24 protein-coding genes and 1 pseudogene are annotated in these 24,253 nt (G+C 67.4%); 7 read left to right on the forward strand and 18 right to left on the reverse strand.

Annotated features, from left to right (window positions below; all coding sequences use genetic code 11):
- Both G6N47_RS27180 and G6N47_RS27185 read left to right on the forward strand, forming a co-directional pair.
- Complete coding sequence (locus G6N47_RS27180) at positions 1-906, forward strand: phosphatidate cytidylyltransferase (protein ID WP_083134006.1); 906 nt, start codon at positions 1-3, stop codon at positions 904-906.
- Positions 907-953: 47 nt separating this feature from the next.
- A complete protein-coding gene (locus G6N47_RS27185; protein WP_232080439.1) occupies positions 954-1,502 on the forward strand; it encodes a lysophospholipid acyltransferase family protein in 549 nt (182 codons plus the stop codon).
- 69 nt (positions 1,503-1,571) lie between these two features.
- On the opposite strand, the gene G6N47_RS27190 is transcribed toward G6N47_RS27185, so the two are convergent.
- From G6N47_RS27190 to G6N47_RS27205, 4 genes are all read right to left on the reverse strand, one after another.
- Positions 1,572-3,482 (reverse strand): hypothetical protein, encoded by a 1,911-nt coding sequence (locus G6N47_RS27190; RefSeq protein WP_083134007.1) that lies wholly within the window; start codon positions 3,480-3,482, stop codon positions 1,572-1,574.
- A gap of 207 nt (positions 3,483-3,689) precedes the next feature.
- Positions 3,690-3,923 carry a hypothetical protein gene (locus tag G6N47_RS27195; RefSeq protein ID WP_139799688.1) on the reverse strand — a complete coding sequence of 78 codons (234 nt, stop codon included), beginning with the start codon at positions 3,921-3,923 and terminating at the stop codon, positions 3,690-3,692.
- Positions 3,924-4,049: 126 nt separating this feature from the next.
- Positions 4,050-5,273: a DUF4878 domain-containing protein gene (locus G6N47_RS27200; protein WP_163659921.1), complete on the reverse strand. Its 1,224-nt coding sequence runs from the start codon at positions 5,271-5,273 to the stop codon at positions 4,050-4,052.
- Between the two features lie 298 nt (positions 5,274-5,571).
- Positions 5,572-5,955 carry a hypothetical protein gene (locus tag G6N47_RS27205; RefSeq protein ID WP_211281513.1) on the reverse strand — a complete coding sequence of 128 codons (384 nt, stop codon included), beginning with the start codon at positions 5,953-5,955 and terminating at the stop codon, positions 5,572-5,574.
- Between the two features lie 102 nt (positions 5,956-6,057).
- Between G6N47_RS27205 and G6N47_RS27210 the strand changes: the two genes are divergently transcribed.
- The 3 genes from G6N47_RS27210 (at position 6,058) to G6N47_RS27220 (ending at position 9,635) form a co-directional block, all read left to right on the forward strand.
- Positions 6,058-7,692, forward strand: coding sequence for an outer membrane protein assembly factor BamB family protein (locus tag G6N47_RS27210; RefSeq protein WP_083134009.1), 1,635 nt, complete (start codon positions 6,058-6,060; stop codon positions 7,690-7,692).
- Positions 7,693-7,989: 297 nt separating this feature from the next.
- Complete coding sequence (gene tnpA, locus G6N47_RS27215; protein WP_083134010.1) at positions 7,990-8,403, forward strand: IS200/IS605 family transposase; 414 nt, start codon at positions 7,990-7,992, stop codon at positions 8,401-8,403.
- Positions 8,404-8,405: 2 nt separating this feature from the next.
- Positions 8,406-9,635, forward strand: a complete 1,230-nt coding sequence (locus G6N47_RS27220; RefSeq protein ID WP_083134011.1) for an RNA-guided endonuclease InsQ/TnpB family protein — start codon at positions 8,406-8,408, stop codon at positions 9,633-9,635.
- Positions 9,636-9,650: 15 nt separating this feature from the next.
- On the opposite strand, the gene G6N47_RS27225 is transcribed toward G6N47_RS27220, so the two are convergent.
- From G6N47_RS27225 to G6N47_RS27280, 12 genes are all read right to left on the reverse strand, one after another.
- Positions 9,651-9,998, reverse strand: coding sequence for a hypothetical protein (locus G6N47_RS27225; RefSeq protein WP_083134012.1), 348 nt, complete (start codon positions 9,996-9,998; stop codon positions 9,651-9,653).
- Between the two features lie 126 nt (positions 9,999-10,124).
- Positions 10,125-11,552, reverse strand: coding sequence for an alpha/beta hydrolase (locus G6N47_RS27230; RefSeq protein WP_083134013.1), 1,428 nt, complete (start codon positions 11,550-11,552; stop codon positions 10,125-10,127).
- Positions 11,545-12,084, reverse strand: coding sequence for a GNAT family N-acetyltransferase (locus G6N47_RS27235; RefSeq protein WP_249025614.1), 540 nt, complete (start codon positions 12,082-12,084; stop codon positions 11,545-11,547). The genes G6N47_RS27230 and G6N47_RS27235 overlap by 8 nt, the downstream gene beginning before the upstream one ends.
- Complete coding sequence (locus tag G6N47_RS27240; RefSeq protein WP_163659924.1) at positions 11,988-13,541, reverse strand: MFS transporter; 1,554 nt, start codon at positions 13,539-13,541, stop codon at positions 11,988-11,990. Before G6N47_RS27240 ends, G6N47_RS27235 begins: the two co-directional genes overlap by 97 nt.
- The gene (locus G6N47_RS27245) at positions 13,538-14,230 is read right to left on the reverse strand and encodes a PIG-L deacetylase family protein (RefSeq protein ID WP_083134015.1); all 693 of its coding nucleotides are present in this window, start codon (positions 14,228-14,230) and stop codon (positions 13,538-13,540) included. The genes G6N47_RS27240 and G6N47_RS27245 overlap by 4 nt, the downstream gene beginning before the upstream one ends.
- Positions 14,227-14,931 carry a WbqC family protein gene (locus G6N47_RS27250; RefSeq protein WP_083134016.1) on the reverse strand — a complete coding sequence of 235 codons (705 nt, stop codon included), beginning with the start codon at positions 14,929-14,931 and terminating at the stop codon, positions 14,227-14,229. The genes G6N47_RS27245 and G6N47_RS27250 overlap by 4 nt, the downstream gene beginning before the upstream one ends.
- On the reverse strand, positions 14,928-15,860 hold the full coding sequence (locus G6N47_RS27255) for a GNAT family N-acetyltransferase (protein WP_139799691.1): 933 nt from the start codon (positions 15,858-15,860) through the stop codon (positions 14,928-14,930). The genes G6N47_RS27250 and G6N47_RS27255 overlap by 4 nt, the downstream gene beginning before the upstream one ends.
- Positions 15,860-17,101, reverse strand: a complete 1,242-nt coding sequence (locus G6N47_RS27260) for a DegT/DnrJ/EryC1/StrS family aminotransferase (RefSeq protein ID WP_083134018.1) — start codon at positions 17,099-17,101, stop codon at positions 15,860-15,862. Before G6N47_RS27260 ends, G6N47_RS27255 begins: the two co-directional genes overlap by 1 nt.
- Positions 17,098-18,087 carry an NAD-dependent epimerase/dehydratase family protein gene (locus G6N47_RS27265; RefSeq protein WP_163659926.1) on the reverse strand — a complete coding sequence of 330 codons (990 nt, stop codon included), beginning with the start codon at positions 18,085-18,087 and terminating at the stop codon, positions 17,098-17,100. Before G6N47_RS27265 ends, G6N47_RS27260 begins: the two co-directional genes overlap by 4 nt.
- Positions 18,084-19,283 (reverse strand): DegT/DnrJ/EryC1/StrS family aminotransferase, encoded by a 1,200-nt coding sequence (locus G6N47_RS27270; protein ID WP_083134020.1) that lies wholly within the window; start codon positions 19,281-19,283, stop codon positions 18,084-18,086. Before G6N47_RS27270 ends, G6N47_RS27265 begins: the two co-directional genes overlap by 4 nt.
- Positions 19,276-20,220, reverse strand: a complete 945-nt coding sequence (locus G6N47_RS27275) for a TIM barrel protein (protein ID WP_163659928.1) — start codon at positions 20,218-20,220, stop codon at positions 19,276-19,278. The genes G6N47_RS27270 and G6N47_RS27275 overlap by 8 nt, the downstream gene beginning before the upstream one ends.
- The gene (locus G6N47_RS27280; protein WP_083134022.1) at positions 20,217-21,467 is read right to left on the reverse strand and encodes a nucleotide sugar dehydrogenase; all 1,251 of its coding nucleotides are present in this window, start codon (positions 21,465-21,467) and stop codon (positions 20,217-20,219) included. The genes G6N47_RS27275 and G6N47_RS27280 overlap by 4 nt, the downstream gene beginning before the upstream one ends.
- A gap of 425 nt (positions 21,468-21,892) precedes the next feature.
- Here G6N47_RS27280 and G6N47_RS27285 point away from each other — a divergent pair, with 425 nt between their 5' ends.
- Entirely contained in the window at positions 21,893-22,486 is a 594-nt protein-coding gene (locus G6N47_RS27285) for a helix-turn-helix domain-containing protein (RefSeq protein WP_083134023.1), read from the forward strand.
- Positions 22,483-23,112, forward strand: a complete 630-nt coding sequence (locus tag G6N47_RS27290; protein WP_083134024.1) for an RES family NAD+ phosphorylase — start codon at positions 22,483-22,485, stop codon at positions 23,110-23,112. The genes G6N47_RS27285 and G6N47_RS27290 overlap by 4 nt, the downstream gene beginning before the upstream one ends.
- 138 nt (positions 23,113-23,250) lie before the next feature.
- Here the strand turns inward: G6N47_RS27290 and G6N47_RS27295 are convergent, their stop codons facing one another.
- Positions 23,251-23,709, reverse strand: a complete 459-nt coding sequence (locus G6N47_RS27295) for a hypothetical protein (RefSeq protein WP_179966479.1) — start codon at positions 23,707-23,709, stop codon at positions 23,251-23,253.
- Between the two features lie 73 nt (positions 23,710-23,782).
- Positions 23,783-24,006 (reverse strand): annotated as a pseudogene (locus G6N47_RS27300) (MMPL family transporter); the annotation flags it as partial.
- Positions 24,007-24,253 lie beyond the last annotated feature (247 nt).

Here is a 24,253-nt window from a genome sequence, read left to right on the forward strand (position 1 = left end):
ATGCTGGTCGACGAGTATCTGCGCCTGCTGCACCGCAACCGCAACCTGCCGATGCACATCGACTGGGGCCCACTGCATTTCCACATCGTCGGCCGCTCGGTGTTCTTCTTCTGGGTGACCCTGATCATTTTGGCCGCAGCCGGCATCGTGGTGCTGGCCTCCCGGCGGCGAGAGCTCATCGAAAAGTGGACCACCTGGGTACTCATCGTGCCGGTGGTCGGGATCCCGATCTGGTGGGGCCGCGGCTTAACCACCGTGCTCGCCGCCGCATTGGCGGTGATCGCCGTCGTGGAATATGCCCGACTGACCAAACTGGGTCGCACCGACACCGCGGTACTGCTGGGGCTGGCGTTGCTGTATCCGGTTGCGGCGCTGTGGCGCCCGCAGCTGCTGGGGCTCGCCGCGATCGTGGTGCTGGCCTGCGCGCTGCCGGCCGTGCTGGCCGGCGACGCGGCCGAGGGCGGGCGGCGCAGCGCATTCACCGCTTTCGGGTCGGTGTGGATCTGCTGGTCGCTGGCACATCTGGTGGTGCTGTGGGAGAACGCATTTCTGGTCTGCTTCGCCGCCGCGGCCACCGACGTGGCCGCGTGGTGCGGCGGGAAAGGCCTGCGGCGCTTCGCCTGGGCCCGCCGCCCGCTGTCGCCGCTGAGCCCCAACAAGACCGTGGGCGGGCTGGCCGGCGCCGTGATCGGGGCATTTCTTGTGCTGACGCTGCTGGGCACCATCTCGGTCGGCTGGCTGATCGCGGTGGCGTTCGGCGGCGTGCTGGGCGATTTGCTGGAGTCGATGGTCAAACGCCAGGCGCAGGTCAAAGACGTCGGAGACTGGCTGCCCGGTTTCGGCGGGCTGCTCGACCGCATCGACTCGCTGCTACTGGTACTTCCGCTGGCCCACCTACTGGCATGAAGACCACCATGATCATCGGTTGCCTACTACGCCACTGTCTTTGGCGAGTGATATGCACACTGTCCGGTGGCCTGCGCATCAGCGGGCGCCCGCCGGCCCCCGGCGGATGCGTGCTGATCGCTAACCACAGCTCACACGCCGACACCGCGGTCCTGCTGGCGGCGCTGCCGCCCAGTACGCGGCCGGTGTTCGCTGCCGCCGCCGACTACTGGTTCGACGTGCCGATCCGGCGGGCTCTGGCAACCACCCTCGCCGGTACCCTGCCCGTGCACCGCAGCACCGGCGGCGCCTACGCCGCACTGCTGGCTGCCGCCAAACCCGCCCTGGCCGCCGGACGCGCCGTGGTCATCTATCCGGAAGGCACCCGCAGCCGTGACGGAAGCATCGGCGACTTTCGAACCGGGGCACTGCGGTTGGCCCGCGACTGCAACGTCCCGCTGATCCCGGTCGGGCTGCGGGGCACCGCAGCGGTGCTGCCCAAGAACGGCCATTTCCGCCGGGGAGCCATGCTGGCCCACTTCGGTGACCCCATCGACCCGCGCAGCATCGACGCCTGCGCGCTGCGACAGCGGGTAATCGCCCTGCGCGACAAGTGATCCCAGCCTCGCGACGCGACCGGCTTGCCGACTGCAAAGTTCCTACGGATGATCACTGCCCGCCCGCTGTTAACGCTCTCTGAGCGTGCGTGCAGCCTCCCACCAGCGGCGCAACACACCGCCGTCGCCGGCATACACCGTCGCCAGATGCTCGGCGACATGGGTCGCGCGCCCGCCGGACAGGTAAGGCTCCGGGTGGTAACTGCGTTCGAAAGACCAGCGCGACCCGTCAGGATCGTGGCGGCGTAACACTTCGCCGAAATACCATGCCGCGCCTTCGACGAAGTCGGCGTTGACCTTGTCTTCGAGTAACTCTTCGGGACCCGAGGCGCGCCGCCTGATGAGCGCTTCTAACGCGTCGAGGCTATCGACGCTGAAATCCCAGTCCTGTGCCGACCCGAACCGCTCGACCCAGCCGGGAAACCCGTCGGTGCGGGCAGTCAGCCACCGCGACAACGTTTCCTCGTCGGAGCGCCTGCGGCCGGCGCGCCGCCTGGCTTGCTCACGGCGCTTCTGCGATTGCGAGATTCGTTCGCGGATCAACGCGGTGACCCACAGATCGTAGGTGTCGCGCAACCGTTTCGGGTTCGTCTGCGGCACGTCGGGCTCCCAGAGCAACGTGGGCCGCACGACACCGTCGAGCTCCTCCAGCAGATACACCGCGAGGGGAAAGCCGGCCGGGTAGCCGTCGAACGGCACGTTGGCGCAGATATTGAGGCCCGTCGGCGCGCGGCCGGTAACCTCGGCGACTTCAGCGCTGAACGACCACCGCGACGGCTTGGCCCGGTGCAGGGTCTCACCGAGGTACCAGATGGCGCCGTCCACGAAATCCTGCCCGGTCGCGGCGTCGAGCAGCGAGGTGCCGGCCGGGCAGTGCTCGAGCACCACCTCGGCAAGCGCATCGAGGGAATCGGTGGTGAAGTCCCACGCCTGTCCGGCGCCGTAGCGAGCGATCCAGTCCGCAAACCGGTTACGCCTTTGGCTGGCCCATTGTTCGGCGGGAGTGGGCTGCTCTGAACTCTGATCAAGCCCCGGCGTCGGCTCACGCTGCAGCGCGTGCTGATCGCCGCGCCGGCGGTTGTCCTCGGTGTCGGCGATCCAGGCGCGGTGCACGCGGGCGAAGGTTTGGCCGTCGCGGCGGGCCCGGGCGTATTCGATGAGGTGGGCCGGCGACACGGTCGTCAACGAACGCTGCGCCACCGGGAACCCGTTGGTGAGGTGCTCGGGGTGCTCATCCCAGATCCATCTGCCGCCACCCGAACGCAACAGGCACTCGCCCACGTAGGCGATGACGGCGTCGCGCACGGTGGGTTCCTGGGCTGCGGCGTTGGCGACGGTGAAGATCTCGACGGCTTGCAGCGAGACCGTCGAATAGTCCAGGGCGATATCCGGTAGCTGCGCAGCCAGCACCGTGAGCAGACCCGCGATGCTATGACGCCACCGGTCACGCTGCGATACCCACCGCTGCGCTGTCTCATCCCACGACCACGCACCGGTCTCACTGGAGTGGATCCAGGCCGGCCACGGCTTACCCCACAGCGGCGCAACGTAATGGGTGTAATAGGAGCGCAACCACATCGGATCACCGCGGTAGGCCACCGACCGCAGGTGCCCTTGCGGGTTTTCCGCGGCCCACGCCTGTGTCCTGGCTGTTGGCTCCACCACGTAGTGACCGGCATCCAAGCCGAAGTCCCGGCGCGACCAACGCAGCTTTTTCGGATCACTGCGCCGCACGATTTCACCGAGATACCAGGTGGCGGGCTCGCTGAATTCGGCGTTGCCCGGGTCGTCGATCGCCTCCCGGGTCGGAAATCGGTCAAAGACGATGTAAGACAGCACGTTTAGCGAATCCAGCCCGAAATCCCACCGATCCGGATCGCCTCCGCCGTGACGTGCGACCCACTGCGGGAACGCCTCCTGCTGCCGCAAGGCCCAGGCCTGCCCATCGGCCACCGGATCGGCTAACTGTTGTTGGCTCATCGGTTTCCGATGCTGATCCGCCTACCCAACGCGACCATCCCCCCTGACTGCCGACGCGCACGTCTTTGCCGTCGGCGTGGTCGGGTTGGCGGGAGCGCTCACCTGCCGGACTCTACCGCCGCCCACCCAGCGGTGCGGCGCATGCGCCAGCGGCTTCCCGCCCGCCCTCGCCGGCACTAAGCCGCCCCGGCGTGGCGGGTCTTTGGATTACCGTCGCGGCGGGGCACCATCGCCGGACTCCGGATCGGCGCTGCCCACGGGGTCGCGATTGTGTGGTTGCCGCCCTGTCCCCCACAGGATTCGCCGTAGCGGTGCCGGTGAATGCCGGCTCGCCGCAATAAGCCGGGCCGTTGCGGCCCGCAGCAGGGCGGTGGCCCAGGCGAGGGGTCCGCCGGGTGCGCCGGCAAGGACGGTGAGCAGTCGGCGCCGATGATCGGGCATCCGATCACCGTACCGGTGATCGTCGGCGAACGATCCATGCGCGCTGCGCGACGGGAGATGCCAGTGCCGACCCCAGCCCAGTACCGTTGGCGCGCACCGTGATCGAGTTCGGCGCCCGAGCAGCCGCTATTGCCAATCGATCGGCGGCGGGCTTTTCGAGATATCCGCTTTCGCGCTGACGAAACTGGTGGCCGAACCGGTCTTTGTTCCGCCTTTGTCATCTTTGGCCGAAATCGGGTACGTGACCTTCCCGGCCACCGACGCGGTCAAGGCAAACGCGTCAACGTAATTGATCTTGAGTTCGCTGGTGTCGGGTTTACCCCACTGCACAGTTCCGTCCACGATCGTCGGATCGTATACCCGTATCGGGCAATTCGGCGGGTCCATCAAGTTCGACTTCGTGCACTGCTCGAGATCAGACTCCACCGCCGACATCACCGCCTTATTGCCGGCGTCGCTGAGCTCGAACTTGAAGTCCGAGCTGAAAACCGGGACACCGTAGGAGCTAAGGCGGTCAAGCAACATCGGTTTGGTGGTGACAGCCAGATTGTCGTTGGATGAGCCGACGTCCTGCCAGCCGGGAAACACGTACACCGCCGACTGGGCGCCCGGCCGGCCGAAGAACGTCACGGTTTTCAGCGCCTTGTTGTCCGAGCCGACGTTGGTGGTGAGATCAACCTTGATGGCGCCATGCTCCAATTTCCACCCGTGCTCGGTTTTCTTGACGCTCAGCGTGGTATCGGAGGATTGGCTGCCGAAGCTGGCCGTCACATGGACCCTGCTGGTGCCGAAGCTGGAATCATCACCGAGGATCTTGACGTTGCTGATCGGCCATTTGGCGATCTGCTTTTTCAATATCTCGTCGGTGAGCAGGTCCGTTGAGGCGGGCTGATCCTGGCTGTAGGACAGGGCGGCGGCGGCGTCGCCGCGGGCCAGCGCATCCAAATAGCCCTTTACCGCATCGCCGCCCGACCGCGCGCCCGAGCCTTCATCGCCCGACATGACCACCGCCACCACCGCGATCACGACGATAATCGCCGCGGCTACCGCACCCCCGATGATCCAGGGCTTGCGGCTGCGGCGATGCGGGCCAAAAGGTGGCGCCGCCCCGGGCGGCGGGCCGAACGTGCTCGGCGGCCCCTGCCACCAACCCGGCGGTGGTGTCGCAGCAGGCGGCGGCGCAGCCGGGGGTGGCGGCGCAGCCGGGGGCGGCGGCGGTGGCTGCTGCCATGGCCGTGTTGCCGCCTGGGTGGGAGCCTCGGGTTCGACCTGGCGACCGGGACCCGGCCAGCTACCGCCGCTCGGACCCGGGCCGCCGTAGCCACCGCGCGGATCGGACCAACCTGTCACACCAACCTCCTGGGGGGCACGCGGCACATCATCGACGTGGCGGCGCCGCGCACCGCTATGTCGCCACCCTTTGCGGTGACGCATTGGCATCATAAGCCGCGGCAAACCGGCACCCCGGCACTATTTCTTGATCGCCAGCCGACGACGGCACCCGATCCCTGAGGCGCCGGCAGCGCAAACTGCCGTTGCGGCTGCTACACCGCCGGGGGCTGGCACAGGGAAGCACGGAACCGCATGTATACGGAGCAAGCCCGGGGCTGTTGGGGGCCACCCCGGGTCGGCGGAGCGGTCGGCGGCGCTAACCCGCTTCCAGCCGCGTCACGTCGCGGCGGGCGCAGTGCGCAGCCTTCCAGCGGCCCGACGGTTTGAACGGTCCACCGGCCGGCCGGGCCTCCGAGGCGCCAACGCATCGGGCAGCACCACCGCACTTCAAATGCATTGCCCGCATCGGTCGATAAGCGTTGATCGCGTAGCGCGGCGACATGGAAGTCACGTAGCAGATCTGCGTCAGATCCTTCGCCCAGTAAGCGAATCGATGCTTAATGTGTTCGATGCCTGAAATACGTTCTGTAACACCAGGGTCCGGCAATCCACTGGTAATTGGCCGGCATTGACGGCAGCAAAACAGCCGTGCATCAACCGTTCCGATCCCCTGTTTTTGCAATAGCCCGGCGCCGGCCATGTGGCGGCCGGTTGCGTCCAACCACGGTGAACTGAGCACACGGCGTGCACGGCCCGAATATTGCCGCCAATCGGTTGAGCTGGTGGCCAATACGATTAGCGCATGGCAGAGGAATCGCCCCCGACCAACTCGCGGCCCGGTCGAGTGCGTCGGGTGGTGGTCAGCGTCGGTGTCGGTGCGGCGATCGCGGCGGCAATGGCAGCGTTCATCGCGCCGATCGCCATGTGGGCTGTGCGGTCGCCGCACGACTTCATGTCGAAGCCCCTGACCCGTATGGGCGTTGCCGCCATCGTGACCGGAGTGTGTGTGCTTGTCTTGGTCGCCAGCCGGCTGGTGCGGCGATACCCGTCTGTGCAGCGTATGGGCGTAGCCGCTGGCTGTGTCGCCGTGGGGTTGGGCGGGTGGAGTGCCTGGAATGTCTTCGGCCTGTACAAGTCTCGTGACGCACTCGCCTTCGTGGATTCCACCGGGGCCACGGTGATCGCGGCTGCCGCAATGCTTGCCGCCGTCGCGGCGGCGACGTTGGGCGTGGCCACGGCCGCCTTCACCCGCTACCTGAGCAGTCGAACAGCGTTGTGCGCCTGCCTCGTCGTCGCCGTGGCCATTCCGGCGCTCACCTACCGGTCGGTCCGCCACTACAGGGCCGGCGTCTGGCGGCCCCAGCTCACCGCCGCCGCCACAACGCCGGCCGCAATTCCCGATGCCATTGGGCCCGTTCGTTACCGGATCCCCCTCGACCCCAATGACCACACCGCCGACATCTATGCCGCAGGCAACGGTTTCATCATCGACACCCGCAAAGGGCTGACCGCCTACGACGGCTCAACCGGAGCCAAACGTTGGCACATCGGCGATTACGGGACCAGCGGACGGCTTCTGGTGGTGCGCCGTGATCGCGACGACGCATCAGGGATTGTCGTCGTGTTCCTGTACTACGGGCTGATTGCATTTGACGGCAGCTCCGGCGAGGTGCTGTGGCGCCGCCAGTACGGCGGTGGCGAAGTGACCGCAGCAACCGGATCAGTCGACGCGCTCGGCATGGCCGTATTCACGGCGGATTCCACCAGCGATGGCCCCGACCGGACTCGCCTTCACTCACTGGATCCAGCGACCGGCGAACTGCGCTGGAGCCGGCCCATCTCCTGCAGCAATCCGACTCTGAGCCCCGGGACGCCCGGCCAATTCGGGTTCAGCTGCGCAAAACCGTCGATCGTGGATGCTCACACCGGCAACACCATCGACGTGCCCGGTAACTACACCCCGAGAGCAGGCCCAGACGCGTACGTGATCGAACAACAGCCACCAGAGGACGGCGCACCGGCGGATGCGACCCGCGTGATGGATCCGGCCGGAAAGATCATCGATGAAGTTCCCGGCGCCTACCCGGTGTCTGTCCCCCACAACGGTTTTCTACTGGTCTACGGTGGCGGTAGCACCTGGGTGTTGCGCGACTACCACCACCATCGATCGACACCGGTACTGATTCGCACCAACCCGGGCAGACTGCAGGATCTCGAAACGGTCTGGCTCAGAAACAGCCTGCTCATCACCAACCCATACGACCATCCGCGCCGTTTCGAACTCGTGGACCCGAATCGGCCCGGCGGCAGCCCGCGCATCATTGAATCACCGTGCGCCCACGACAAATACCTGGCGGACATTCAATCTGTCGCCGGTGCCGTTGTCGCGCAATGCAGCTCGAGCGATATGGTCGGAATGGTGCCCGAGCACCGTTGATCACGGCACTTGGCGGTGATCAAACTTCAGGATCGCTTCCGTCGTTTCAGACCGCCGGGCCACCGGCGCTTAGGTCGCGTTGGTTCGGCGCACCGTCTCGGCGAGCAGCTCATCGAGAGTGGTCAGCGGCAGCGGCGGCGTCGGCAACCGATAGACCCCACCGCCCTGAGTTGCCCTGCTGTTGACCGGAATGTTCTTCGGCGCAAGCCCTCGACTTCAGTCGGGGGGTAGCCGGTCCCGGTTTTTGGTCTGCGTAGCGGGCCGTTGTTGTCGTAGGTGTGGTTTAGCGTGAGGTTCATGCGGTACCGGTCGAGGCGTATAGCGGTGTTTTCGGTGAAGTGCCATGTGATTTGGTGTCCGAAGTATCGCCGCCGTGTGCTGGGCGGCGCAGGCGAACGGCGGTTGGAGCAGATCATCGACGAGGTGGTTTGTGAGTTCGGCGGCAGGGTGATCGAGGTTGAAACGATGCCCGATCACGTGGCTCTGCTGGTCGAGTTGCCGCCGCGGGTAGCGGTATCGCAATTTGTGCAGATCCTGAAAGGCCGTTTCTCGCGGCGGCTGCGGCAGGAGTTGCCGTATCTGGCGCGGATGAGGTGCTTGTGGTCGCCGTCGTGGTTCGTCTGCACCGTGGGAGGGGCGCCGCTGGATGTGGTGCGCTGCTATGTGGAGAACCAGAAACTCGCCGGCGCCCGAAAGCCGACGGCGGCGTAGCGATGGCGCACCGCTACCGCATGTATCCGACTGCCCGGCAGGCGGTGTTCATGTTGGAGCGGCATTGCGCCGATGCCCGTTTTGTGTGGAATCTGGCGGTCGAGCAATTCAATTGCGGTGGGCGGGGGCGGCGCGGGCCGGGTCCGGCGGCCCGGCAGAAACAACTTGCTGAAGCCCGGCAGGAGTTCGGGTGGTTGGCGGCGGGATCCTCGGCGGTGCAGCAGCAAGCTTTGCGGGATTTCGACCGCGCGGCGGCGGCGTTTTTCAATCACACCCACGATCGGCCGACATGGCGCCGTAAACATCTCGACGAGGGATTCTGCGTTCGCGACAGCCGTGTGGAGACGGTGAATCGTAAATGGGCGCAGGTGTTTGTCCCGAAACTGGGGCTGGTGAAGTTCCGGCTCTGCCGCCCGGTGCCGGATGGCAAGCTCGGCATGGCCCGCATCACTTATAAGGCGGGCCGCTGGCATGTCAGCTTCCCGGCTGCTCAGCCACAGGTGCCGGGCACGCCGGGGCGTGAGGAACGCCTGGTCGGCATCGACCGGGGCGTGAAGACAACGCTGGCGTTGTCGGACGCCACGATGCTGCGGGCGCCGGTCATGCGCCGCGGCGAGCAGAAGATGCTGGCGCGCCTACAGCGTCAGCTGGCCAACTGCCGCAAAGGCAGTATGCGGCGTGGCAAGGTGAAAGCCCGTATCGCCAAACTGCACGCGAGGGTGGCGGATCGGCGTCGCGACTGGGTCGAGAAGACCACGACGCGGATCACCGCGACCTATGGCGTGATCGCGGTGGAGAAACTGCCAACCCGCACTATGGTGCGCGCGCCGAAACCCAAACCCGACCCGGACAACGAAGGCCGCTACCTGCCGAACGGGAAAGCCGCGAAAGCGGGTTTAAACAAAGGTATCTACGCCAACTGCTGGGGTGTGATCGCCCAGCGTTTGCAACACAAGACGTCCGCATCCGGCACCACCCTCATCGAGGTGCCGGCCGCGTACAGCAGTCTGGAGTGCCGCAACTGTGGCCACAGCGTGAAGGAAAACCGTAAGAGCCAAGCGGAATTCCGGTGCGTGCAATGTGGCCACCAAGACCACGCCGATATCCAGGCAGCCAGCACCATCCTCGCCCGGGCCACCCAGCCCGCGCACACCTCCGGGCCGGAGGCAACACCCGCCACCACGGGTGTGCTCGCGCAAGCGAGAAGACCCGATGACGCGCAAGCGGCATAGGGAATCCCGCGATCTTCACTCGCGGGAGAAGGTCAATCTCATCGCCTCGACACCTTCTGGGCTGTCCTTGGCTCCGAACCTCGGCAGATACCGGCACTGCTGGGGGGCAGCCTCCCGGGCCGCCGACGGTGGCAGCGCGTCGAAGCCGGCAAAGGGTTTGTACACGGTGACCTCACCGAAGAGGTTCTCGTCGACGTTTGCCAACCCGGGTACGCAGCGCGCCAACCGATCTGGCGCGCACCCCGAGCTCAGCCGGGGCCGCAGTAAGGGTGACCGGCGCAGCACCCGGTTGCTGGTGGTGCGCTGTGCACCCACCGCCGGTGAAAACAACCGCTGCGACAAGGCCCAGCCGCGCCAGCGCATGACCGTAACCGTGCCGGGCCGACACCACCCGCCCGACTCTACGTGGAGCGGCCCCACCCACGATCCGAACGCGTCGAGGAAGGTTGATCCGCTGCACGACATCTGCACCGAAGCGCCGCGGGCCGGCTATGGCTCGATCAGAAACGCCGCCTCGTGGCGGCGCGCCCACGCGGAGTGGGTGATGGCGGTATGTCCGTCGCATTCGACGGTCACCAGGTGGGCGCGCTCGAATTGGCCGGCGAGTGCGACCGCCCATTGGATCGGGGTGGCCGGGTCGTGTGTGCAATCGATGACCAGCACCGGTGAGGTGTTTCGGATATGTTGCGGTGCAGGCGGATTGGCCGACGGGATCGGCCAGCCCAGACATGACGTGGACCACGCCCAGGTCTCCGAGTAGCGCCACGTCAGCGGTGCCAGCTGTTGAAGTGTGCGCACTTTGGTTTGCAGGTCGCCAAGTCCGCTGATCTCCGAAGGCAGGTCGTGGCAGCCGATCGCGGTGTTGGCGGCCTCCCCCGGATCGGGCGAAAGATGGCCGGCGGCCAACGCGATCAGGTTCGGTTCGCCGGGCGCGAAGGCGAGTCGCAGCCGCCGGGCCAGTTCGGGCCAGTCGTTGCGGAACAGCAGTTCGTAAACGGCCTGGGTGATCAGGCGCCCGTCGACGCGCGTCCCGTTGACGGTGCGGGGACTCTCATCGGCTCGCGCGAGGATGTCGCCGAAGCGGCCGGCGATGTCGACACCGCCCAGGGGGCAGGTCGGCTCGTGGGTGCACCACGCGGTGAAGCGATGAAATTGCTCTTCGGTCGCGATCGCCTCGTCTTGAGCGTCCTGCCAGGTGGATCGGGTGTGGTCGACGGCACCGTCGAGGACTGCTGCGCGCACCCGTTGCCCGAACAATGCGAGGTAGGTGCTGAACAGTTCGGTGCCGTAGGACTCCCCCAGTAGCGACACGGTCGATTCACCAAGGGCGACCCGCACCGCGTCGATGTCGCGGGCGGCGCTGATGGTGTCGACGTGGCCGATCAACGGGCCGGTGCGCTGCGAGCACTGTTGGCCCGCCCGGCGATTCGCCGCGACCAGCAGTGCGTAGGTCTGCTCGGAGTCCGGGAACGTATTGAGGCCGGGGTCGTGTATCGGGCTGGGGCAGCGCACGGGTGTGCTGTGTGCGACCCCGCGTGGATCAAGTCCGATGATGTCGAAGCGCTGGCTCACGATGTCGAGTTCCGGTCCGGGACCGGCTCCTTCTTGGGCGACGTCGTCGACTCCGGAGTTGCCCGGACCGCCCGGGTTGGTGATCAGGACGCCGATGCGGTGCGCCGGGTCAGCTGCCGGAATCCGGTTGAGCGCCAGGGTGATTGCGCCTGAGGTAGGGTCCGCCCAGTCCAGCGGGACGAGGATCGTCGCGCACTGCAGCCGCGGCGACGTCTTGTCGGTGTGGCAGTCGCGCCACGCCAGCGCCGGTGTCGAGGCGTGCTCGGCGCTGATCGGCACCGCGCACAGCGCCGCCGCGGTGAGCACCGCGGCGGCGCGGCTCAGGAAGCGCACCAGCTTAGCCATCGCAGGTGTCGACGGGGCGGTGCATCGCGACCCGCGGCGCGATCGCGATCCCTGCCGCTTGTTCCTCGGCCCAGATCGCGCGCAGTTGCTCGCCCCACTGCGACTCGGGGAAATCGGTGAAACCCCGTTTGCGGTACCAGGGCCCGTTCCACGGCACGTCGCGGAATGTGGTCAGCGTCAGCGCGGGCACGCCGCGCTCGGCCGCGTAGTCGACGGCGCGTTGCAGCAGCCGCGCGCCCAGACCCTGCCTGCCGTGGCCTGGGTGCACGGAAAGCTGGGCGACGTGAATGTTGCCGTCGACCCATTCGACTGCGACAAACCCGACCAGCGGGTCACCGGCCACGAAGATGCGCTCGGCCTGGCGGGTCAGCACGGTCGGCTCGTCGGGCGGCAGCACCATCCCCGCGTCGGCATAGAGCTGGTCGGCCGCGCGGCTCACCGCGACGAAGTCGTCGAAATCGGTTGCGCGGTAGGCGCGGATGCTGTGAGTGATGGTGTGCTCCTTTCCCTCCGGGCGGACATCGCCCAGCACATCAGCAGTAAACACCCGCTCAGCGCCACGCAGATGTGCGTCGCGGAGCCGAACGCGTGCCGAGCGGCATCGATCACGGCGGTGTGCTGCGCGGCCGGGAGACCGGCCGCGTAGTCGAACGCTGCGGCGATGGAGCGGTGCGCGTGCGCTTTGAGCGCCGGTGAAAGGCCGGCGTTCGCGTCGACGCCGGCTGTGTAGTAGGCGGCGGCCAGCACGCCGGGGATCGCGACGCCTAATCCGCTGCCCAATTCGAATGCGGTGGAGTCCAGGGCGCCTGCGGCCCCGGCACGGGTCGCGGGAGCGATTGACAGGACTCGTGCCGAGCAGATGTTGGCGGCGACCTGGACGCCTGCGCCCAGGCACAGCAGACTCGCGCCAACCAGCGCCGGGTTGGCGAGCTCACCGGTGGCGGCGAGCACCGCGGCCGCGGTGCTCGCGACGCCGAGTCCGATGCGCAGCGCGGCGCGCGGCCCGCACGTGCCCGCCAGAGGGGCGCCGGCCAGGCCGCCGGCGACGGTGCCGATCGCCAGCGGGGCCACCCGCAGGCCGGCCGCGAATGGTCCCAGGCCCAGCACGTATTGAAAGTATTGGGCCAACAGCACTTCGACACCGGTGACGGCGATGACGCTGCCCAGCACGATGACGATCGAGGTGGCCAACCCCGGTATGCGGAAGAGGCTGAGGTCGAGCAGCGGCTCGCGCAGATGGTGCTGTCGTCGCACGAACCAGACCATTGCGGTCAGCGAGGTCACCACGGCGGCGCACAACGCCGGCGAGAAGTGCAGGTGGGTGGCCGATTTGAGGCAGTACACCAGCCCGAACATCGCCGGCACCCCCACCACGACGCTGGCCAGATCGACCCGGCGCTGCTGCCGGCCCACGCCCGGACCGGCTGTGTCGGCGCGGACCAGTCGCAGCGCGGCCGGCAGCAGCACCGCGAACAGCGGCAGGTTGATGACGAAAACCGCGCCCCACCAATAGTGTTCGAGCAGTGCACCGCTGAGCACCGGTCCGGCCATCGAGCCGATCGACCCGGCGGCGGTCCATATTCCCAGCGCGGCAATCCGCTGTTTGGGCTCCCCGAAGCTACGACGGATCAGCCTCAGCGAGGAGGGCAGCAGCAGCGCGGCGCCCGCACCGGTGATCATCCGGGCGGCGATGAGCGCACCGGCCGTGGCCGCCAGCGCGCCGGTCGCCGAGCCGGCGGCGAAAAGCGCCACGCCGGTGGCGAACATGGCCCGGTGGCCGAACCGGTCGGCGCACGCCCCGGCGGGCACCAGCAGCGCGGCCAGGGTCAGCGCGTAGCTGTCCAGGATCCACAAGGTGGCGTTCGGGCCGGGCGCCAGGTCGTGGGCGAGGGCCGGGACGGCGATCTGCAGCACGGTGGTGTCCAGCCCGACCGCAAACAGCGCCGACGCGCAAATGAGCAGCACCGGCCAGCGGCGCCAAGCGCTCACGGTGTCTGCCCCCCGGCACTCCAGGTGCCGCGGATGACGCTGAAGGCTTCGGCGGCGGCCACGCCCGCGGCGGCGCCGAACAGTTCGGCCTGGCTGCGCAGAGCCTGCAGCGAGCGGGGATGCGGGAAGTCGCGCAGTTCGGACGAATAGTGGCTCATCGCCGCGAGTTTCGTGTCCAGGGTGTCGCTGATGTCGCTGTACACCGATGGCTGAAACACCGGCCGCCCGGCGTAGCCGGCCTCGGTCGCCGACAAGGTGGAAAACGACAGCAGCCAACGCACCGGGCTCACGTGCGGGCGGCAGGCGATCATGGTGGCCCGCGCGGTCAATTCGTGATCGATGTTGAGGTCGCCGCTGTGATGGGTGTACACCACCTGCGGGCTGAATTCCTCGACCGCGTCGCTGACGTGACGGGCCAGCGTCAACAACGGATAGCTGTCGAGTTGGTTGTCGCGCAGATCGAGTCGTCGCCACGACGCGACGCCCAGCTCGCTCAGGGCAGCGCTGGTCTCGTCGAGCGAGCGCCGCATGCTCTCGGGCAGGCAGGCGTCGTCGGCGCGCGACGTTTTGCCTTCGGCCAAGATCAACGCCGCCACCGTGTCGCCGGCGCGCACGTGTTTGGCCAGGGTTCCACCCGGCCCGATCACCTCGTCGTCGGGGTGCGCGGCGACCACCAGGACCCGGGTCACGGCGAAACCTGCTGTGCGAGCGCGGTTGCGGTCAAGATGGCGCGACTGTGCGGTCCGCAGTTCATCAGCAGATCCAGCACCGACAGGTGCGACACGAAACCGGCATGACGCTGCGGGTAGCTGGGATGGTGGTACTCGAACACCTGCACGCGCACATCGCCCAGGCGCTCCCACTGCAGGTAGTCGCGGGCGTGAATGCCGGTGACGAAGGTGTCCGCGCCGAACTTCGCGCTCAGCGCCGCAATGATGGAGGTGCGGTCGAAGTCGCCCAGTGCCAGCTGGGAGCTGCGGTAGAGCGGCATCGTCAGGCCGAGCTGGCCCCGGCAGTATTCGATGAACGGCAGGCACAGTTCGGTGATCGTGGGGTAGGGCCGCGAGTAGTAGTCGGCCAGGAATTCGGCGTGCTCCGCGAAGTGCGGGGCGCGCCGATACGCCATCTGGATGGCCTTCCAGTGCCGGCGGCGCCAACCGTCGTCGAGGACCGCGATCGTGTCAAGGGTGTGCTCGTCGCGGACGTCGGCGTGGCGGATCGGCACCGTCAGCCACTGTTCGCCGGCGGCGGTGCGAATCTTGTTGCGGTTCACCATTCCGCCGCGGTCGAATCGGCTCAGGTCGTGCACCACGAACGCATCAGCGGTGGCCATCTTCGCGAAGTAGCCCAGCCACGGCAGATAGGCGGGCTGGTGCGCGGTCAAGATCATGCGGACTCTCCTTTGCGCCAGGCCACCCGGCGGGTGGCGTGTGCTGTTGCGCCCCAATCGGTTTTGAATCGGGCCTGGCCGTCGTTGCCGGCCGCGCCCAGATCCGCCAGCTGCACTCCGCGCGCGGTCAGGGCGCCGAGGGCTGAGAAGAACGACAGGTAGCCGGCGTTGGTGCGTCGCCCGTCATCGGAGGTCAGCTGCATCACGTGGTAGGCGAGGCGACCGCCGACGGCGAAGACGCTGGCCGCTTCGACGCCGCGGCCGCTGCGGGCGAGCACCGCGAGCACCGCATCGTCGTGCTGAGCCAACAGTGCGCGCAGCTGTTCGGCGCGCTCACCTCGGGTGATGTCGTGGCGGGCCATTGTCACCGCGTGCAGCGTGTCGATGGCTTCGGCGTCGGCGATCGTCGCTACGGTGACCGACAAGCCCCAGGTCTGGGCGCGGCGCACCGCGGTACGCATCCGGCCCTTGGCCGCCGCCCACACGGCGTCGGGGCCTGCTGAGAGGTCCAGCAGGTAGGTGTCGCGGCCCGGTGAGCTGGGCCAGGTGTCCAGCCAGGTGGGCAGGCCGGGCAGCGGCGGCGGCAGCAGGGTGTGGATCTCGCGTAGTCCGAGCGTGTCGCCCAGTGCGGCGGCCAGCGCCGAAAACGGCAGCGGTTGCCCGGCGGGCCGGCCGGCGGCGGGATACACCATGCCGTAGCCGTAGGCGCCGATCTGCGCCTCATCGCCGTTGCGGCACAACGGGATCAGCAGCGGCCCGTCCCCCGGCCCGTCGATCTGGACGGGGGTGAAGCGCAGCTGCGGCGAGTCGATCAGGCCCACAGCGATCCAGGGCGCCCGGCCGAACGGGACGGGTTGGGCCGCGGCCTGCAGGCGCTCGGCCCACTGGGCGTTCGACAGCGTCTGCACACCGGTGTGGTGCGCCACCATCACCGCACCTCCTGCGCCAGCGCCGCATCGGCGGTCAACAAAGCGTCGACGAGTCGGTCGACAGGGCGGCGTTGCGGCAGTTTGGGAATCGTGAGGACCCGGGTCCACAGCTGCTCGGCACGCTGCATCTGGCCGCTCGCGAACCGCTGATACTGCGCCAGTTTGTGCAACGGGTAGTGATTCCAACCGGTTTGGATGCCCAGCGCAGCCAGCCGGGCGGCGAACAGGTGCCGGTGGCCGCGCTCGGTGAACAGCAGCTCCACACCCCCGCTGAGGCACGGCTGTGCCCCCGGGACGAACCGGGCGCAGCGCAGCCGCGGGCCGAGTTCTGCCAGTAGCGTTCGGTGGGTGTGCCGCGCGGACGCGCTGAGCCGCTCGGCGTCGCGCAGCAGCACCGCCGCCGCCGCGGTCTGCCAGCGACCCGGCCCACGAAGCGGGACGTCGCCGCAGCGTTGCGGCAAATGCGCGGCCTTGCTGGGTGACCAGCCGGGCCGGCGTTGCGAGCGGCGCGCCACGGCGGCGCGCACCGGGCCGGGACTGGATTCGATCCAGCGTTGGGTGACGGCGGCCAAAAGCTGTGCGCCGCCGGTTGTTTCAGCCGGGCCGAGGTCGTCGGCCGGGTCGGCGGCGCATAACAGCGCCGCACCGCCACCGACGCCGCCGAGTGGCTTACCCACCCCGAAGCTCAGCACGATCGGCACACCTGCGGGCAGGTATTGGCTGATCAGCGTCGTTGACGGGATCGCCTGAGCCAAGTCCAGGATCGGCGTGGCGCCGCGCCGGGAAAGCCACCGGCCATGCTGCGCCCACTCGTCGCGGCTAAGCCCGTTGGTGAGCACCACGAGGGTGTCCTCGACATCGACGTCGCCGAACGCCGGACCACTGTCGGGATCGAAGTCCACCAGCACCGGGGTGGCGCCGGTGGCCAGGACCGCGTCGGCGACGGCCGGGCAGTTGAACGTCGACAGCACCACCCGGGCGCCGGGGCCGGCACCGCAGCGCTGCAACGCATACCGCAGCGCCGCGCGCCCGGACTGCGTCAAAACAGCGCTGCCGTTGGGTGTTTCGGCCAGCAGGGTCGCGCACAGCCGGCGGCGCGCCGACGTGGTCGGCCCCCACCCGGCCACGGCTGTCGCGGCCAGCGCGCCCAGGGTGAGCCGGCTGGGATGCAGCACCAGCTGCGGGCAGCCCGGCGGCGGTGGGTAGCGCAGATCGGCGGTTTCCGGCGCCAGCTCGGTCATCGGGACGGCGCTGCGATCTGCTTGCTGTGCAGGGCCCAGCTGTCGTGGTCGTTGATCCACCCCACGGTTTCGCGCAGCCGAGCGTCGAAGTCGCTTCGCGGGTCGTAGCCCAGCAGCGCGCGGGCTTTGCTGATGTCGGGGCGGCGCCGGGCGATGTCCGGACCGCTGCGGGTGTGGTGGCACACGCTGCTGCCCGAACCGCTGTAGCGCACGATCCGCTCGGCGAGCTCGTTGACGGTGAGTTCGGCGCGGTCGTCGCCGATGTTGAATGCCTGCCCCTCGGCGGCCGGGTCGAGCAGGCAGCGGATCAGCCCGTCGGCGAAATCACCGGCGTAGCACCAGGCCCGGGTCTGCGAACCGTCGCCGTGCACGGTGACCGGCTCTGCGGTGAGAGCCTGCTGCGCGAACGCGCTGACCGCGTAGCCGCCGGTACGCAGCGGCCCGAATACGTTGAAGGGCCGCACGATCGAGAACGGCAGCCCGTGTTCGGCGTGGTAGGCGTACACCCACGACTCGGCGGCGATTTTGCTGACCGCATATGACCAGCGCGGGTCGTCGGTGCGCACCGACAGCCAGGACTGTTCGGTGGCGTGCGCGGCGTCGTCGCCGTACACCTCGCTGGTGCTCAGCAGCAGGAAGCGCCGGCAGTTCGCCACCCGCGCCGCGTAGTCCAGCGCCACCCGGGTGCCGTCGATGTTGACTTGCAGGGTGCGCGCCGGCAGGTCGCGCACCGTGCTGACACCGAGGACGGCGGCCGCATGCACGACGTAATCCACCGGCCCGAATCGGTCGAGCGCGCCGAACTCGGTGATGTCGGCGCGGCCCGCGGTGATCCCCGGTGCGCACAGCAGCCCGGACATTTGCAGCGACGAGCCCTCCAGGGGGCGGTTGTCGACCAGCACGACATCGTGGCCCGCGTCGTGCAGCGCCTTGGCGGTCCAGGTCGCCAGGAAGCCGAAGCCGCCGGTAATCAGGGTGGTAGTCAACGCTTTTCCTCCTGTCGATGACTGGCGCCGGGTCGGCTCACCAGCTCTTTGACCGCGGCGATCACCCGGTCCTGGTCGAGTTCGGACATGCCGTACCACAGCGGCAGCGACAGCAGCCCGGGATACATCGCATCCATCACCGCAAAGCCGGTGGGCGGCGCCAGCGAGCGCCGGAAGGCGCCCAGCCGGTGCAACGGTGTGTAGTGGACCTGGCAGCCGATGCCCGCCGCGCGCAGGAACGCGATCACGTCGCGCTTGGCCATGCCCAGTTCGTCGAGGTCGAACACCACCGGGAACAGGTGGTGCGCCGAACGAGCGCGCCCGATGGTGGCCAGTGTGCGCAGCGCGGGCAGTCCCTCAAAGGCGGCGCGGTAGCGCTGCGCCTGAACAGCTCTCGCTTGCCGGGCCGTCTCGAGCCGGCGCGCCTGCACCACTCCGAGGGCGGCGTGGAACTCCGACAGACGGAAGTTGGCCCCCGGGGTGTCGATGTCGTAGGGCCAGGGCGCGAGGTCGTCGTCGCTGGGTGCGACCGGCGTCATGGCGTGGTTGCGAAACGCGCGCAGCCTGTCGCGCAGCGCTTCGTCATGGGTGGCGACGGCGCCGCCTTCGCCCGCGCCGATCGGTTTGACCGGGTGAAAGCTGAAGTAGGCTGCCCGCGACGCGCGCGACGAGCCGACCGGCGTCCCGTCGCCGTAGCCGGCGCCGATCGCGTGGCACGCGTCCTCGACCAGGTCGGCGCCGTGGCGAGCGCACACTTCGGCCAGCGACTCCACATCGACCGGGTTGCCGGCGTAGTGCACCGGTACGACCACAATATGGGCGTATCGCCCGTCGACGGATTCCAGCAGTGTCGCAAGGCTTTCCGGACAGATGTTGAGATCCTCGCGCCGCACGTCGCACAGCCCGACATCCCAGCCGAGCAGCCGGGCGGCGGCGGCGGCTGCGGCGAAGTTCAGGGTGGGAGTCACCAACAGCCTCGGTCCGGCGGAGTTCACGCCGAGCGCGTGCAACAACGCGAAGATCGCCGTGGTGCCGCTGGACAGGCTGATCACCGGCGCGGCGGTGATCTCGCTCAGCAGGCGCTCGAATTCGGCGACCTGGCTGCCGTTCGTCCACATCCCGGAATCCAGCACCGATCGCAGCGCCTGTGCTTCCTCGCCGTCCCAGTAGGGCTTGGCATAGGGCAGTTCAGACATGGGTTTTCCTTGCGCTGGTCAAATCGGCAAGCGGCGGTGTGCTGTGCACCCAGGCCACGGTTTCCCAGCAGCTGGAGCGGGCCTGGTAGTCGGCTTCTTGTACTTCGAAGACGACACCGAGCGCACCGTCGGTGGGCTCGGCGGTGTCGATCGCGTGGCGCAGGGCCGCGGCCAGCAGCTGCGCGTCGGCTTCGCCGCGCTGCGGGGTGGCACCTTCGAAGCAGTGTCCGGCCCAAAACGGCATCGCATGTCCGTAGTACGAGCCGAAGTGCAGGTGACGGATGGGTAGCGCGGGCAGGTCCATCAGGGTCGAATCGCTGGGGCGGCGCTGCAGTTGGGCGATCGAGGCCGCCGTGGAGTGGGTGACCGCCCAGTGGCACAGGTCCCAGGTGACGCCCAGCAGCGGTGACCCCAGCTCGGCGAGCGGATCGAAGTCGCCGGGATAGACGAAGATCGGGTCATAGTCGATGCCCTCGGATCCGATCACCGGCAGGTTCTCGACGCCGATCCACAGCGGGTAGCCGCGCAGGCGTTCGGTGAGCTCCCCGAGCCGGTCGACGACTCTGCGGCGCGCACCGGCCAGGTCGTAGGTCAGCCAATCGCGTTCGGCGACAAACTGGTTGGCGTGCAGCACCACCCCGTCGGCGTGATGAGCGGCGGCCAGCTCGCAGAACCGCAGCAGCGCCGCGAACATCGCCGGGTCGCCGACCCAGTCGGCGTGGTCGGTGGGAAAATGCGTGCTCAGCGTTGTCACCCCGAGCCTGCGCGCTTGGCGCAGACTGGCGTGCAGGGCTTGCCAATGCTGCTCGTCGGCAAGGTCGTGCCCGTCGAAAACATAGGCTTCCAGCCCCCAGCCATCAGCGACCCACCGCTCGTCGATCTGCTCGGGACGCAATCCGTCGAAGGAGTGCTGCCAGGTGATCTTCGGTGTGTTCACAGCTGCTCGACCCGCTGCGAGTCGAACCGGCCCCGGCAGTCGAAGATCAGCGGCGCGTGGTCAAGCACCAGGCCGTAGTCGAAGTCTTTGTGGTCGGTGGCGATCACCACGATGTCGGCGGCGGCCGCCTGGGCGGCGGTCAGCTCGACGCGGGTGAAGTGCTCACCGGCCACGGCGGCAGGCACATGCGGGTCAGCGACCTTCACGTGGGCGCCGCGGCCGGCCAGTTCGGCGCTGATCGCATAGGTCGGCGCCAGCCGGTCATCGGCGATGCCCGGCTTGTAGGCCAGCCCCAGGATCAGCACGCTGGCCGTGGCCACGGACTTGCCGGCCGCCTGCAGAGCCTGCTCGATCCGATCGGCGACATAGTTTGCGACACCGTTGTTGACCTGGGTGCACGCGGTCAGGATTGAGCTTGAACGCCCGGCGCCGCGCAGCGCGTGGTTGAGGTAGTGAATGTTGTTGGGCAGGCAGTGTCCGCCAACACCGGGGCCATGCGAGAACGGCATGAAGCCGTAGGGTTTGGACGATGCGGCGGCCACCACTTCGCGCAGGTCGATGTTCATCGCCCGGGCGCTTTGGCTGAGCTCGTTGACGAACGCGATGTTGACGTAGCGGAAGATGTTCTCGAAAAGCTTGACGTATTCCGCGATTTCGGCGCTGGAGACCGTTATCACCTTCTTGAACACGGTTTCATAGAACGACGACGCCAGCAGTGCGCCCTGGGTATCGATGCCGCCGACGATCTTGGGTATTTCGACATAGCTGTCGTCGCGGCCCGGGTCGATGCGTTCGGGGCTGTAGGCGAAGTGCACATCGATGCCCGAGCGCAGCCGTGAGCGTGCCTCGAACCGGGGCACCGCATGGCCGCGGGTGGCGCCCGGGTAGAGCGTCGACTCGACGATGACCAGTGCACCGGGTTGTGCGGTCTGCGCGGCGGTGTCCAGCGCGCCGTCGAGATAGCGCAGGTCGGGTTCGTCGTCGGCGTTGACCGGGGTGGGCACGGTGATCAAATAGACATCCGAGTGCTGCTGGCCCTGCAGGTCGGGGACCGGTGTGAACCGTCGGGTGGCCAGCGCCTGCGACAACGCCTCGTCAGACACGTCGACGATGTAGGACTGGGCGCGGCGCAGCGCGGCTAACCGGTTCGGGTCGGACTCGACGGCCAGCACGGTGTGCCCGGCCTCGACCAGCGCCATGGTCAGGGGCAGACCCACATACCCTTGGCCGATCACGGAAACTCGCATGGAATGACTCCTTAAAGCTGTTGCAAGGCGCCGGTTCGGCGTTTAGACCCATTCGGGTGCTCGGCGCCGACGGGCACATCGGCGAGAAGCTGAATCGCAGAGGTCACGGTTGAGCCTTTCGCTGATCGCCCGCATCGTCCGCGGCGCGCTGCTACAGATTCAAACACACAGTGCAACGGTTACGCAGCAACTTATTGTTGCAGCTGAACGGTCCGAGACTGCGGTACGATCCGCGGCTTGTTGCCGATCAAAGGCAGAAAAGTGCAGGTAGTGCGCCTGTACTTTCACACGCGGGACCCCGTGAGCGGCCAGGGGTGAGGCTAGACAAACCGTTTCACCGTTCGGGATAAGCGCAAGCAAAAGCGAAGCGGTCGACTAAACCGAACGATGGCACAAAGCAGCATGCGCGTGCTAGGATGTGCGTTATGAGTGGATCGGGTTTCCGGGGGCTGGATGCGCTGCTGGAAAGGCATCAGGTGGATATGACCAGCGAAGAGGTCTTAGACCAGCTGGACTCCGCGTTCGCGACAATCCCCGGTGCCGGGGCAGCGCCTCTCTCCACCGATGAAGTGCGATTTCTTCGCGCCCACGCCGGCGCCGGCGCCACCGCGGTGATCGACAACTGGTCTGGCGAACAGGAACGCCAGGCTCACGCGCGCTCGGCCGTACAGGAGCTCGGTGATGCCCTCTCTGGGTCGATGAGCATCAAGGAGGCCGCCGCCCTGCTGGGGATCGACCGGTCCCGGGTGTCTCGGCGCATCATCGGAAAAGGATTGTGGGCGTTCGACATCAATGGAAGCCGCCGCATACCTCGCTGGCAGTTCCTCGGCCAGCGGCTGCTTCCTGGTCTAGACGTGATCGTGCCTGCGATACCGCGCGACGTAACACCCGCGGCGGTGGAAGGTTTCATGAATACACCGCAGCCAGATTTCGGCGATCGCACACCGATCGAACATCTCGCCGCCGGCGGTGATCCCACGCTGATCGCCGACTTCGTAGCAGATCTCGCCCGCTGGTGAATCGGCCCAAGCCGAAAGTCCCGCGAACACCGCCTGACCGCCTCACCAAAGAACCGGACGACGTCGTCGACTACACGGGCATATTGTGGCGAGTCCACCGCAGCACGGGCGAACACGTCCGGCCGTGGAACGAGTTACGCACCTACGGCCCACTGCCGTCGATGCGCTGGGACCCCCAACCAGGCCCACCACCCGCCGACCATCACGACAGCGTGCTCTACGCCGCGTGCGACGTCGCCACCGCCCTTGCCGAGGTTTACCAATCGACGCGCGTCATCGACACGCGCGCCGGCGCACCGAGGCTCACCGCGTGGGAGCCCACGCGGGCTCTGCAGTTGCTGGACTTGTCCGGGACCTGGCTGCTGCGCAACGCAGCGTCGGCGGCACTGCTCGGCGCACCGCGATCCACTTGCCGACGCTGGGCCCGCGCGATTTACCTAACCTGGCCTGAACTCGACGGTCTGCAAGCGCCCTCCACCATGACAGGGCGCCTCAACGTAGTTCTGTGGACCGCTTCGGCCGACGCCATGCCCGCGGCGCCATCGTTTTCCCGCCCCCTCGCCCAACCACTGGTCTGGACGCTCGCACAAGCCGCAGCCGCCGAAATCGGCTACCAGATCATCTGAGCGGCGCCGTGAGGAACCAAGAGGCGGGCCACTAACGGGACTGAACCGAGGCCGAGCCCTGCGCTAATCAGCTACGACAAATGCCAATTACGGTCGCGAACCGCTAATTTTGACCTGCAGGGTATATGGATCAAGTGATCAGGACGGGTTGGAGCCGGTGTTCGGCCAGTCCTTACCGATTTCTTGGAGCATTTTGGCGGTTTCGCGTTCCAGTTCTTCCACGTTGCGGGGCCGCCCGCGGCCCGGGAAGAGCAGTTGAGCGCGCTGGCGATTGCTGATCTTGCGTTGCAGCGCCCGCAGCAGCTTGACTGCCTCTTCGTCGGCGAAGCGGACGATCGAAAAATCTAGACCAGAGCCGACCAGATCGCTGGCCCAGCCGACCTCGGTGAGGAACAGGGCACGCGCCCAGTCCAGATTGGTTAGCGGCTCGCCACGGGTTATGGCACCGCGGAGCCGGTCCGTGAGCGCGTCGAACTCGTCCCACGTCGACAGTCCCAACACTTCGATTGGCATCGGTGCCGAGCCTGCCGAACCACCCCATTCGCGCAGAACCGCGTCGATGAAGCCGCGTTCGCGCTCGCTCAGGTCGACCGCCACTAATTCAGAAGGACTTGCCATCCAGTCGATCGTACGGCCAGCACCCGACATGGTTTCCCGGCAATCGCACACAGACCAGCATAAGGTTGTAATCAGACCCGACAGCCAAGAGGATGATTAACGCGAATTCCATTGCAACCCAGTTTATTTGGAGTTGAATAACGTGCTGTCTAAATAAGGTTGGAGAATCCGAAACGTGGGCGGACAGTGACGATACGATCGTCCCGACAATCACCGCGCGGGGACCAGCGCTCGGTTAATGAGAACCATGAGAGCAGTTCTTTCAACCACGCCAGCCGCTGTTTTTGGGTGCGTACACGGGTCGACTTGGCTCGGCGGTGATCGATGCGTACCTCGATATCGATCCTGCTCTTTTTGGCCCAGACGACGAAGGTGCGAATCGAGTGGTGGATGCTCGGCCCAAAAGCCAGGTGTTCGTCCGCGTCTTGCTGTGTGCAGGTGGGCGCGCACCCGGCTGTATGTATCGTGCAGCCACGAAAGAAAACGGCTCTCACCAGTTCAAACAGTCGCGACCCCGAGGGCG

Source organism: Mycobacterium branderi, assembly GCF_010728725.1.
GTDB lineage: Bacteria > Actinomycetota > Actinomycetes > Mycobacteriales > Mycobacteriaceae > Mycobacterium > Mycobacterium branderi.